At 36.5% G+C, this 13,169-nt stretch carries 12 protein-coding genes and 1 pseudogene; 4 read left to right on the top strand and 9 right to left on the bottom strand.

Going from position 1 to position 13,169, the window contains the following annotated elements:
- Positions 1-97 precede the first annotated feature (97 nt).
- Positions 98-1,063: a sensor histidine kinase gene (locus H4J39_RS08675; protein WP_182227441.1), complete on the bottom strand. Its 966-nt coding sequence runs from the start codon at positions 1,061-1,063 to the stop codon at positions 98-100.
- Positions 1,064-1,714: 651 nt separating this feature from the next.
- Here H4J39_RS08675 and H4J39_RS08670 point away from each other — a divergent pair.
- Complete coding sequence (locus H4J39_RS08670; RefSeq protein WP_182227439.1) at positions 1,715-2,296, top strand: hypothetical protein; 582 nt, start codon at positions 1,715-1,717, stop codon at positions 2,294-2,296.
- Between the two features lie 36 nt (positions 2,297-2,332).
- On the opposite strand, the pseudogene H4J39_RS08665 reads toward H4J39_RS08670, so the two are convergent.
- From H4J39_RS08665 to H4J39_RS08650, 4 genes and pseudogenes are all read right to left on the bottom strand, one after another.
- Positions 2,333-3,453: pseudogene (locus tag H4J39_RS08665) on the bottom strand (IS256 family transposase).
- A 305-nt stretch (positions 3,454-3,758) separates the two neighbouring features.
- Entirely contained in the window at positions 3,759-4,685 is a 927-nt protein-coding gene (locus H4J39_RS08660) for a CPBP family intramembrane glutamic endopeptidase (RefSeq protein ID WP_182227437.1), read from the bottom strand.
- A 131-nt stretch (positions 4,686-4,816) separates the two neighbouring features.
- Positions 4,817-5,032 (bottom strand): cysteine-rich CWC family protein, encoded by a 216-nt coding sequence (locus tag H4J39_RS08655; protein ID WP_182227435.1) that lies wholly within the window; start codon positions 5,030-5,032, stop codon positions 4,817-4,819.
- A gap of 91 nt (positions 5,033-5,123) precedes the next feature.
- Positions 5,124-6,308: an NAD(P)/FAD-dependent oxidoreductase gene (locus H4J39_RS08650; protein WP_259368798.1), complete on the bottom strand. Its 1,185-nt coding sequence runs from the start codon at positions 6,306-6,308 to the stop codon at positions 5,124-5,126.
- Between the two features lie 245 nt (positions 6,309-6,553).
- Here H4J39_RS08650 and H4J39_RS08645 point away from each other — a divergent pair, with 245 nt between their 5' ends.
- Positions 6,554-8,059 carry a hypothetical protein gene (locus tag H4J39_RS08645; protein ID WP_182227433.1) on the top strand — a complete coding sequence of 502 codons (1,506 nt, stop codon included), beginning with the start codon at positions 6,554-6,556 and terminating at the stop codon, positions 8,057-8,059.
- Between the two features lie 20 nt (positions 8,060-8,079).
- A complete protein-coding gene (locus tag H4J39_RS08640) occupies positions 8,080-8,370 on the top strand; it encodes a winged helix-turn-helix domain-containing protein (RefSeq protein ID WP_182227431.1) in 291 nt (96 codons plus the stop codon).
- 77 nt (positions 8,371-8,447) lie between these two features.
- Here H4J39_RS08640 and ftnA read toward each other — a convergent pair whose 3' ends face one another.
- The 4 genes from ftnA to H4J39_RS08620 form a co-directional block, all read right to left on the bottom strand.
- Entirely contained in the window at positions 8,448-8,975 is a 528-nt protein-coding gene (gene ftnA, locus H4J39_RS08635; protein WP_182227429.1) for a non-heme ferritin, read from the bottom strand.
- Between the two features lie 143 nt (positions 8,976-9,118).
- Complete coding sequence (locus H4J39_RS08630; protein ID WP_182227428.1) at positions 9,119-9,592, bottom strand: peroxiredoxin; 474 nt, start codon at positions 9,590-9,592, stop codon at positions 9,119-9,121.
- Positions 9,593-9,614: 22 nt separating this feature from the next.
- Positions 9,615-9,788 (bottom strand): hypothetical protein, encoded by a 174-nt coding sequence (locus tag H4J39_RS08625; protein WP_182227426.1) that lies wholly within the window; start codon positions 9,786-9,788, stop codon positions 9,615-9,617.
- Positions 9,789-9,889: 101 nt separating this feature from the next.
- Positions 9,890-11,836, bottom strand: a complete 1,947-nt coding sequence (locus tag H4J39_RS08620; protein ID WP_182227424.1) for a methyl-accepting chemotaxis protein — start codon at positions 11,834-11,836, stop codon at positions 9,890-9,892.
- Positions 11,837-12,316: 480 nt separating this feature from the next.
- On the opposite strand from H4J39_RS08620, the gene H4J39_RS08615 reads away from it, so the two are divergent.
- Complete coding sequence (locus H4J39_RS08615; protein WP_182227422.1) at positions 12,317-13,057, top strand: 4'-phosphopantetheinyl transferase; 741 nt, start codon at positions 12,317-12,319, stop codon at positions 13,055-13,057.
- Positions 13,058-13,169 lie beyond the last annotated feature (112 nt).

Raw genomic sequence — 13,169 nt, 5'->3', positions numbered from 1 at the left:
TATTTACTGATAATAAGAATATCGTGTTAAACAGGTTAATAAGATTAAAAGTGATAAGCGGTTATAAAAAATGATGAGCGGTTATATCGAGTTAATATCAATTAATCTCAAAAGGTAAAGACAAGGAAACACTGAAAATATTCCCCGTACTTTGCTGACTCAATTGTCCTTGTGTACCAAAAATCAGCGCTATTCTTTGCTTCAAATTGTTCAACCCGACTTTTGTTCCTGACTTTACTAAATCTGCTTGAAAGGGATTGTTCACTTCGATCAACAATTTATTATTTTCAATTTTACTGTTTAAAGTCACTGTGCCGCCTTTTTGTAAATGGGCGATACCGTGTTTAATCGCATTTTCAATTAATGTTAATAAACCCATGGTGGGTATTTTTGCCATTAAACTTTCTGGCGATACACAGAAGTTAACCTTTAGTCGATCGCCTAATCGGATATCTTCAATGGCTAAATAATGCTGACAAATTTCTAATTCAGCCCCTAAGCTAGTATGGGCTTTAGTGTCGGTTGATAAATTGTATCGAAAAAGAGTGGAAAGTTTAGTGACTAATTCTGCAGACTTATCTTTGTCTTCATAGATCATGCCGCGAATGGTATTGAGTGAATTAAATAAAAAGTGTGGATTAATTTGATTCATCAAGCTGGCTAATTCTTGGTCTCTAAGCTGCTGACGAAGTATAATGCGTTCTCTAATTGACGTTATAGCTAAGTACAGAGCGCTCCATATAATGTACAAAAATAAATACACACTGATATTCATCAATATGAAATCAAAAGAGAAATAAGCTTTGTCTGCTTTGCCAAAAGCAACACCCCAAATAACATTCGCTACGGTAGCGAGCGCGGCGCTTAAAAGTATTGCAATACTATAGACTTTTAAAGACGAGGAGCTATTTTGCAGATGTTTTTTTATATAGGCGCGCAATACAAAATGTGTGGTTAAAAGAGAGACGATTACATTTTTAATGGAGTACGTTATTTCATCAACAAAATCAATAACACCTTCTTTAGCGCTTATAGCGCTGAACAATAAAAAACTAAAGAACATGAACGTTCCTATTAACTGGCAAATATAATAGCTTTTACTTGTTTTCATAGTGTTAAGTTTTTGTGAATTGATTTGATTGGTGACGATGCTAACACAGGTTAAATAATCTGTAATGAACTGTTTAAGTGTTGGAACAGTAAAGCGATGAATCTTTACGCGCTTTGTTGTCTTAGTTTTACTGTATTGTATTTTGGAACTGATGATGAAATATTAACAACTTCACTTGTACTAAGTGTAACTTCGGTGGTGTCATATACACATGACCATCACCTATCAAAATTAAAAGGATTATATTGCTATTTCCACTTTCTGTTAATCTGCAAAAGTCGTGGTTTTATCTATTCCAATCCGTAACTTGTAATCAGTAAGTCGCCAGTTCTACTCCGGCAGTCGGCCCCATTTATTCTCTTAGGAGGAGAAACGAAGCCTTAGTTACCTTATACGCTATATGCAGCAGAGGGTGTTCATGCTATTTTCGTAGGGATAAAAAGCCCTAATATCAACTAAATATTTATCTATTAGGTTAACTATCTGTTCGTTTACCGCTTATCATTTTTTTTAGCCGTTTATCACATTGAACAACTTTACCTTTCTCTCACCCTTTATTATCTCTACAACCTAAAGCATGCCATAAAAAAAGAGAATAATAACATGAAAAATATAACAAAATTACTAATCGCTACTCCTTTTCTTATTAGCTCGTCAGTATATGCAAACCAACCTGAAAAGAATAAATTAGTCGCGCAAGTAAATCTCGGTGCGGTCTATACTAGCGTAAATAATTATAGCGGTACTGGATACAAAGCCTCAGCACTCATTAACTTACCTATGATCATTAGTGGAAGTGACTTTTATGGAAAGTTGTCATATCAAACCAGTCATGATGAAAAAAATGGAAGTGACTTTTATTTTGAAGAAAGCGAGTTAACACTTGGCATTGCTTATAATATCAGTGATAAACAGCGGGTGTTTTTAGAGGGAGGTGACATTAAACAAAGCTTTGACCAAAATGAGCAAGGGGTTTGGAAAGATTATGGATACGTTATTCGACTTGGCACACAAGTTCAGAAAGAAGGGCTTAATTTTCAAATAGCTTTAGAGCAGAGAGATGGTGTGGAAAGCGATTTAGGATATAATTATAGTTTTGCTTTTTTCAAAAATAAAATGCGTATTAGCTATACAGACGTGGGTGACTATCAATCTTTAGGTTTAAGTTTTCAAACCAACTTTTAATGAGACTCTGTAACAGGTTTTGTGTAACTGCCAGTTTTAAATAAAGTCCTTTAAACGGTCTTCGAATTCAATCATAAATCGATTCAAGGCCGTTTTCCAGTTTCTTACCGGCATCGTCCATTTTTTGGACGCCGCATCTATCGCAAGATAAACGACTTTCCTTGATGAATCATCAGACGGAAATAGCTTACGTTTCTTAATTGCTTTTCGAATAACACGGTTCAGTGATTCTATCGCATTCTTTGTGTCAATGGCTTTGCGAATGTCTTTAGGGTATTTGAATAGTGTATTTAGGTTTGTCCAATGTGCTCGCCAAGAGCTACTTATTTGTGGATATTTATCATCCCAACGTAAGCAGAAGTTATCGAGCTCAAGTAACGCTTCTTCTGTCACTGATTGATAGATGCGCTTTAAATCAGCGGTCACCGCTTTGCAATCTTTCTAAGGCACATACTTCATCGAATTACGTGCCATATGAACAATACAAAGCTGAACTTGAGTTTGACGGATACGGTATTAATTGCCTCAGGAACCCCCTTAAGGCCATCAACACAAGCAATGAGGATGTCATTTACCCCTCGGTTTTGAAGCTCAGTCAGTACGTTCAACCAGAATTTAGCCCCTTCGTTTTCCGATATCCACATGCCGAGTAGTTCTTTATGGCCTTCAATATTAACGCCTAATGCGAGGTAAATAGCTTTATTGATAACGTGTTTATCTTGTCTTATTTTAACGACTAAACAGTCAAGGTAAGCAATAGGGTAGAAGGAGTCTAAAGGTCTGGCTTGCCACTCAATCACTTGCTCAATAACAGTATTGGTGACACGGGATATTAAGGTGGGTGAGATATCGGCAGCATACATTTCTTTGAACGTATCAACGATTTATCTGGTCGTCATCCCTTTTGCATACAGATATAAGATTTTATCGTCCATTGACGTAAATCGAGTTTCTCTATCGCGTGGTGTTTCAAGATCAACTCGACCATATTCAGTGCGGATGGATTTTGATGAGTAGTCATTACGGCTGTTGTTGGTGCTGAATTTTTCATGACGTGCATAACCAAGATGCCCTTCAAGCTCTGCGTTTAAAAGGGCTTCAACGGTTATCTTGGTCAGTATTCTACGACAGTCTGTTAAGTCTTGCTCTGACTTAATGCGTTTAGCGGCTTGTTCCGCAAATGCTTCTCATTCTTTCTTATTCATAGCCTGTCTTCTTTAAAGATTTGCAGCTGCGCTTCTGAAAAAACTAGTCATGCCCTTTACCTCCCCACCTACCACCCAATGATACCTATTCCTTATTCTTATGCTTAAACTGGTTGCTTATAAACGAATAAAGCATTTCTCTAATTTTCATCGTGAACATATAAGTATGAAAAACCAAATAGCAAAACTAAAAATATAACTATCTATGCTATTGGGGGTATTAGTGAAAGTAAAAGCGCCATGTATTTTATGACTACTTACACCTTAGCTTTATTTTTATAAGTAAAGTGAATGTAAGTTGTTGAAGCAATCATCATAACCGTTAGTAATAACGAACCTTCAAAACCAAACTCTCCACCCGTAACTAATGAACTTCCTGAAACTTGTTGATTAATAACGCTGTCCATCTTGGTACCACTCACTTCAAAACCTAATATTGGTCCTTGAAAGAAATTCCATGTGAAATGCATCGCAATAGGAAACCATAAGTTACGTTTATGAAGAGTGTAAATGCCTAACATAATGCCCGCTAAAAATAAGTTAACGATTGATATTAAAGAGGTGCTGTCGTTAGCTAAATGCATAATAGAAAAAACTAATGCAGAAACAATTAATGCCCAATACTTATTCATTGAAGCCATTAAATTTGTCAATAGATAGCCACGCACTAGAATTTCTTCATTGAAAGCAACAATAGCAAAAAAGGCAATATAACTTAGCCATTGAATTGCGCCAAAATCAGTTTCAACGATTGCAATGAAGTCGAAGATATAAAGCGCAAGGAAACCCACTGAGATTAAAGCGGCTCCCCAAACTAAGCCTTTAAGCAAGTCAGCTTTGTAGTTAGAAAGCTCAAAGCCTAACGACATAAATGACCGTCTATCTACATACTTTCTAAAAATAAAAATGGCGAATAATGCGCCGATAAATTGCAATAACATGAAGACGAACATCATATTCACGCCAACTTGATTAAACAGGGCACTGGCTGACATTTCCATCATCTCAGGTGCGATTACCCCTGATATAACCAATGGAATAACACCAAGGCTAGCAGAAAAACTAATGATAATGAAACCGACCAGCGCTCTTAACCAACCTTTTTTGATAGCAGGTTGCTTGGCTTGTTGCTCGACAAACGTTGGTTCTTCTATATTTACGGCAGTTACTGTATCGCTATTCATCACTTTATTCCTTCAATGAGTTTGTGGCTTTAATTGGTATATTTTGATGTTGCTAGAATAGCGAATAAAAATAATTGCAGTGGCACAAAGTGATGAACGGCTAGAAAAAATGATGGGAGGTTAAAACAGGCTTAAAGTGCGGTGAAGTTGTCTTCTCCAACTAAGTTGAACTTTTTAATGCACGCTTGGCAAATGCAGCTTTTACCTTTTTCTGCATCAGGTACCCGTTGAATTAATGCCTCAGGGACTTTTTCTAACGTACACCAACAAGGCTTTGTGGTGTCATTAACACCACATAAATTGATACTAGTGCAAAGAGGACAGTAGGGTTGATTGCTTGCTTGCATTGTTCATTTACTCATTATAGGACGAGCGGTTGTGCGCTGAGCCGTAGACTCAGCAAGATATTATTTATATTAGCGACTTTATTGCGTTTGATTAAGTTACCACCAAACCTGTCGCCACACCTTGAGCCCAGCAAGCTTGAAAATTATAACCACCCAACCAACCAGTTACGTCAATTACTTCACCGATAAAATATAACCCTTCACTCTTTTTCGCTGCAAAGGTTTTTGAAGATAACTCGTCAGTGTCAACGCCGCCAAGGGTAACTTCTGCCGTTCGATAACCTTCTGTACCGTTAGGTTTTATTTGCCATTGGTGAATAAAGCAATGAAGTGCTTGAATTTCTGCATGACTGAGTTGATTAACTGCCTTGTCGGGAATATCTTTACTGTCAATCAAACACTCAATAAATCGCTTGGGTAGTAAGGTGGCGAGTAAGTTTTTTATCGATTTTTGTGCTTGATGCTGGCGCCAGTCTGCGATGACTTCGTTTAAGTTGTGATCAGGTAATAGGTTAATGGTGACTGCTTGGCCTGCTTGCCAAAAAGACGATATTTGTAAAATAGCAGGTCCAGATAAACCTCGATGCGTAAATAAAATATTTTCTTTAAAACTGTCGCCACTATCACTCGACACTTCAGTAAGAATGCTTATGCCAGACAATCCATCAAAACGCGTTTTATCGTGGTCATGCAGGGTAAAAGGCACTAATGCTGCAGTTGTAGGTAAAACCTTTAAGCCAAATTGTTCTGCTATTTTATAGCCAATTGGGCTCGCGCCAAGTTTTGGCATGGTTAAGCCACCCGAAGCAACCACTAAAGAAGTACAGGTATAACTCGTTTCGGTTGTTTTTACTTGGTAACCACTTTCAGTTTTTGTAACTGAAAGCACCTCATTACGCATTTTTACTTCTACACCTGCCCAGTCGCATTCGGTCATCAAAACGTCAACAATATCTTTTGCACTGTCGTCACAAAATAATTGCCCTAACGTTTTATGATGATAATTTACGCCGTGACGCTCAACGAGCTCAATAAAGTCTTGTGCTGAATAACGACTTAACGCTGATTTTATAAAATGCGGATTTTGACAAATATAGTTTTCAGCACGGGCATTTTCATTAGTGAAATTACAACGTCCGCCACCACTAATGAGTATTTTACGGCCAGGTTTTTTGCCCATATCAACCACCACCACTTTTTTACCGCGATAACCGGCAGTTGCCGCGCACATTAAACCTGCTGCACCGGCACCAATAACTAATACGTCAATTTGCAAAGTGTTTTCCTATAATTTTAAGTTGAACTTTATTTGTCATGCTCATTATATATTGAATAGCTGAGGTATTAAACGAGATGTTACTTAAACAAAAACGACCAAGATAAAGAAGTGCAAAGATTGTGTAAAGGTAAGAACTAATTTGTAACAAGTGACTCTATTGCTCTCGATACTGCCAACATTTTCACTGGTGATATTTGAACTGCCCATAAAGCAGAGATAACAATAAAGAGTTAGGTGAGTTAATGAATATTCAAAAGTATATACATCGTATAAATAGCATGAAATTTTTAATAGTAATAACGACAGTTCTCAGTCTTTCAGCTTGCGGAGGTTCTGATGACGACTCTAGCGGAGAAGGTTATGTCAAACTCTACAATACAGCAAACAATTCTCCTGCCATATATTTAACAGTAGATGAAGATTTTTCAACCAGTGATGATGATATAGAAGTCACTTATAACGGCGTACCTTACGGTAGCTCATCAAATACAAATACGGTAGAGAGCGGTAATTATTTCTATGAATTAGCATGGCAAGATGGCGATAGTACAGACAGTAGTGACCTAACCGTTGTTTATGAAGATAGCTTAACAATTAATGACGATGCTATTCATTTAATTGTGATCAGTAACGATATTGTAGCGCCATCGGTGATAACTTTCGATATTGATATTATTGAAGATGACGATGACATTACTTACGATCAATTCAATTTTAGAATTCTGAATATGTATACCGAAAACGAAAGTATTGACGTATATTTATCTCAAGCAGATGAAACGTTTAATGAAGCTGACTTTCTTGGGCAATACGCTTATCAAGAATTGTCAGTCAATCAAAAGTTCGATCAAGACGATTATATTTTTTATGTAACCACCGCAGGAAGTACAGAAGTATTATTTCAGTCGAACGACGTAAATTTCTCATATAGTGGCCAATATGTAATAGCAATACGTGAAAATACAGGCGTAGGCACTTCTCCTTATGTGCTTGATAAAATATCTAATTCATCAATAGAGTCCTTTATTGATGCTGATTCAGAAGCCCAATTTAATGCTTATAATGCCATTTCACAACATGAATTATTACCTGAATATGAAGGACAATTTTCTTTATATTTAAATGGTGTCGACGATACGCCAGATATTGAAGCTTTATCAATGGGAAAGCTAAGTAAGCCTGTTCTTCTCGCTAAAGGTGATTACAGCGTAGATATATCGATAGCAGATGATAGTGACTTATTATTAAAAAACCACTTACTTTCTCTAGAAGAAAACACACATAAAACAGCCTTCTTTTACCTTGATGAAGTCGAAGTTGATGACGACGGTGACGGTAACGTGGATGAAAATGGTGATGGTATTGTTGATGAAATAAGACTAGATGTACATTCGCTTGTAGTAAGTAACAGCAGTAGAAGTAGTATTTATGATCATGAAATAAAAATGATAAATTTAGTCGATAGCTCTGAATTTAGTGCATTTACTATATATTTTGTACGTAACGATGAAACCATTGAAACGGCATTTTATAAAAAGGCGGTAAGTTTTGCTGACAGCGAATTACTTTATTTGAAAAACAATACTTACCAAGTTTATGTTGTGGCAACAGATAACAGTAGCAACATTATTTTAAAGGCCTTTGAACTCATTTTAGATGAGCAGTCGAATGAGCAATTTATGATTGTTGAAGTTGATGAGACTCAACCTACCGGTTATAAAGTTAGCTTATTTGATCAAACACCATAGTGCCTTCCTCACAGAGAATAGTGATTGATGGCGTTGAAATATTGTTCGGCAGCCGAGAAGTTTATTGCAGCAATCAGGCAGTAGTGCTTACAGGATTAGAGTTTAATTTACTTTGGTTATTAATGAATGACTTTCCTAACATTGTGTCTCGCGAAAGTATTGCCAAGCACATTTTTAATCGCAGCCTTGATGAATCTAACCGAAGTATCAATATGCACATTTCAACGATTAGGAAAAAACTACAGATTAACTCTGAACATTCACGTATAAAGTCTTTTCGTGGCGAAGGATATGTGTTTTTACCTCACTGAACTTAAAAAACTGTAAAGATAACTTATAAAAAAAGGCTTCAAACTGAAGCCTTTTTTGATGTTTTTATTGATTGTTACTAAACAGGAGCACCAGTCATAATACTTGTTGTACCCGCTTTAGCCATTTCAGCTAAGTCTTTATCAACAAAGAATAACGCATGACCGTCGTGGCCAACCAAGTTGATTTTATCTAAAACACTTTTGAATAAGGTTTCTTCTTCGTGTTGCTCTGCGACATACCATTGCAAGAAGTTAAACGTTGAATAATCTTGGTTAGTAAATGCCTGATGCGCTAATGTATTGATACGTTCAGTAATTTGGCACTCATGCTTGTATGTTTTTTCAAATATGTCAGCTAATGACTCAAATTCATGTGGTGGTGACTCAATCGTACCGATAATAGGTAACGCGCCAGTTTCACTCACGTAAGTGAATAAACGTGTCATGTGGTCCATTTCTTCTGCCGCATGTTTACGCATAAATGTTGCGGCACCCTCAAAGCCTTTCTCTTCACACCAAGCACTCATTTGTAAGTACAAGTTTGACGAGTAAAACTCTAAGTTTATTTGATTATTTAGTTGCTTGACCATTTCAGGTTTTAACATGATGGTGCCTCATTAAGAAATATGAGTGAATTTTGCCTGTTCTGTGCGTGTGTTACAAGCTAAAAAGTGTAAGTTTTCATAATAAATAAATTTAAAACATATAAAAAACAATATGATAACTAACACAAATCATTATCATTAACTTATAGCGTTTTCAAAATAGCTTCAGCTTTACTGACTTCAAATTCTTTAGGTTTTTCAACATGTAAATTAATAACGATGCCATTTTCAATGACCATGGCATAACGTTGAGAACGTAAGCCACCAAAGCCAGCTGTTTCCATACTTAAACCAAGTGCTTTCGTGTAGCTACCGTCACCATCGGCAAGCATCATAATATTTTCAGCATTTTGTGCTTCACCCCAAGCATTCATTACAAAGGCATCGTTTACCGATAAACAAATAATAGCGTCAACACCTTTGGTTTTTAATTCGTCGGCTGATACAACATAACCGGGTAAGTGAGCGGCTGAACAAGTTGGTGTAAAAGCGCCAGGTACCGCAAATAACACCACTTTTTTGTTAACAAAAAGTTCATCGGTCTTGTGAGTGATCATATTTCCATCTTTTAACTGTGATAACTCACCTGATGGCATTGGTTTTTTTTCTTGAATCATAAAATTCTTCTTATTTTAAGGGTTAACTCGGTGGATGGTTTAGAGGAAGCGTTATCGCTTTACATAAAAAACCTTTATCGTGTGCAGAACGTGCACAGTCTTTGCAGATAAAACGCGGTTTATCAACAATGTGCGCAAGCTCATGAAGACTTTTTTCTATGTCTTTTTTTTTCCATTTACAAAGTGCTTTTGCCATAAAGGTCTCAAAAAAAATCTCATTACTATACTTATTTTAGAATATAGAACGCAGAGATGCATCTATTTATCGGTAAATATAACTAAAATAACTATTTAACTTTAGGCTCTTTTATCGAGTGTTAAACCAATATCACTGACATGGTTATTCACATCGATAGAAATGATATTAGCCAGTTGTTGAGAGTTACTCACTTCTTCGTCAACATTACTCATTGCTTGTTCAAACGCAATAAAGTGCTGGCGTTGCAATGTTATTTGCGTGAGAGAGTCTTGGGCGACGGTGGCTGATAATTTCGCTTGGTCAGTAACTTCTAAAGCAGTTTCTTGTAATTGGTCGGCAATTGTTTTTTGGTTGTATGACGCTTTTTCAATATCAATAATTGTTTTTTCAATCGAGTTACTTGCACTTTGTAGCTGATCTAAACGTTGAGATATTTGTTTAAGCGAATCTTGAGTTTTACCCGCAAGTTGCCTCACTTCATCAGCAACAACCGAGAAGCCTCTGCCGTGTTCACCTGCTCTTGCTGCTTCAATAGCTGCGTTTAACGCCAATAAATTAGTTTGATCAGCAATTGCGCCAATAACGTCAACTATCGAGGTTACACTGTCGACAGATTGAAAAAGTGAGGTTATCGCTGTTTTACTTTGCTGTGCAGCCATACTGGTTGAATCGCTTGCGGCGAGCACCTGTGCAACTCGGCTTTGACTTGTTTCCATTGCCTGTTGAGTCGCTTGTGCATTGTTCACTACCTGCTCAGACAACGCATTTACCGTTTCAGTCGCTTGGCCTAATGCATTCATAATTTCGCGAGCACCTTGCACATGCGTGCTAGTACTCTTTGATGATTGATAAATATTTTTAACTTGGCTCTCCATCGTTGTTAATGCTTTAGCAACTAAATCAAGTTGTTGTGCTTTCGCTTTGTCATCTTGTGCAAGTTTATTGACCATTTTATTGAAGCTTGAAGATATTTCGCCCAATTCAGTTTTTTCTGGGATATCCGTAATGTTATCAACCTTTCCTTGTTCAACGAGTTGAACAAAACCGTTTCTTAATTTACGTAATGGATTCAAAATTACACTGCGTTGCAACCAGTAATTGGCGACTAAGAAACAGATTAAAAAGGATAGCAAACCAATAACTATTCGATAAAGTTGCTGATTCAACACTTGCTGTTTCTTTAATATCTCTGTTTCGGCGATAAGAATAATATCTTCTAATGCGGTAACATTTTGCTTGAGTAGTGCTAAGCCAGCGGTGCGCTGATTCTGTGAATTCAGGGTGTTTTCAAACTCACTTTGATAACGATTAATGAGTGAATTGAGTTCATCAATCGCTTCTTCACTGATGTCTTCTTTGTCATCGTCATTGGAAAAAAAGTCGTCTTCATCAGTATTACTATCGCTTTCAAGGAAAATAGCTAATAAAGGATAATTTGTTAATTGCTGATGCAGTTGTGCTAATTCTTGTAATGCACTTTTAAAACCGGTATCGCTAATATTTTGACTAAGAAACAACTTTTCACGCGTGTTGATTAAATGGTTTAATGCGCGAGCAATATTGCTCATCGTTACTAAATAATTTATACGTTGCTGTTCGTCTAACGCCTCACTTTCAGAGGCATATTTTATCAGCGAGTGAGTAATGGCGACCATGTTCTGTTCACTATTACGAAGCAAAGCGAGTGGGTTACCACTTAACTTACCCATGGCACGATACTTTGTTTCAATATTTTTATTAAGTTTGCCCGCTTCTTCAGTAATGTTATGACTTAAGTTACCAATATCTAAGCTCGTGGAGCGTGTAATTATTTCGTTGAGTTGCTCTTGTGCGGTATTAAGCAGGCTGGCATCACCGGTTTGTAGATAGGTTGCAATGGTGCGATAAAACTTAACGGTAGTTAACGTTTTTAATGCATGGTATTCGGCGTACTGGCTTCGACTTGATGTAAGAGAAGTTCCAACATGATACATCGTTGCAACAAATATGATGGCAAAAATACTGATGGCAATAACAGACAGTCGTGAAAAACTTGATACTCGCATAGTCAATCCTTGAAGGGTATTCACAGATAAATTAATGCCGATTCTTACTGATCTTTGTTGCAGTTTTATGACAAGTGTATTTCTGAAGTGTATTACTAAGTATGTGGTTTGAAAATTTTTCTAAAGATAGATTTGACAGTTACGGTTTCAGCGTGGGTATTGATAATTAGTTTTATTGAACCGTTACGTTTAATGTCCCGTATTTACTTGATGATAAATTAATCGACTAGGAATGATTGTCGATATTTCATGTCTTTGACTTTAATTAGCATTAGTTTCTTCGCTGTAATAAGTATTACAATGAGAGTGTTATATAGATATTAAATGTTATGTCTTCAATCTAGTTGGAAAGTTTAAGGTCTAAATGGATCAGAACATTATGTTTGTGTGACTAGATAAAAGTCATAAGTAGATTCACAATTATGTGAACAGTTTGGTCTCTAAAATAAATAACGCTAATAATTAAATTCTGGAGATAATATGTTAACTAATCTTTTTAAGTTGGAGTCAGCAGTAAATATAAATAGTAACTTCGTACATAGCATAAAACATTGGACTCACAGCACACAATCTATACAATTGGTTTCGTGCAATTTCGAGACTGAGCAGTACAATACCAAGCTATTTTCTGAATTGAGTATATATTACCCGGATGAAATAAAGAGAGCGGTTCATAAGAGACAGGCTGAATTCCTTATAGGTAGGTTTACAGCAAGGTATGCCTTTTTATATGCTGACTTCGAGGAAGAAAACTTACCAACAATACAGATAGGGAAACACCGTAGTCCAATTTGGCCAAAAAAATTTATTGGTTCGATCACACATAATTCATCACAAGCTGTTTGCGCTTTAGCAAAAAAAATTGATATTGATTATTTAGGTATAGACATTGAGAGCATCTTATCCGATGAAACTGCATCAGAGATTGCGTCAGAAGTACTTAAAAATAACGAATTGAGCCTTTTACTGGATAGCGGTATCTCGTTTAATGAAGCAGTAACTCTTATTTTTTCGGCAAAGGAAAGTATCTTTAAAGCGCTTTATCCCAAAGTGAAGCATTATTTTGGATTCGAATGCGCTCGCTTAGTCAATCTGGATCGGGAGCGCTGTACATTAACCTTTGAATTAGATCGGGATTTAAGTTTAAAAACAGGTATATCTGAAAATTTAAAGTGCTACTTTGAACAAATTGATGACTCAATAATCACCTTAATTTACTGATAAGTTCATATATTAACTTGATGCCTTAAAAAATGTAGCTGGCATGACCTTGTTGCAAACCTTGAACAATATAACTTTTCCCCTAGGGTTGAGAGATATCTATATAAATTGC

This window comes from Colwellia sp. Bg11-12 (genome assembly GCF_014076955.1).
Taxonomy (GTDB): Bacteria; Pseudomonadota; Gammaproteobacteria; order Enterobacterales; family Alteromonadaceae; genus Colwellia_A.
Note: the sequence above shows the minus strand (reverse complement) of the source record. Positions and strands in the feature narration are given on the sequence as shown.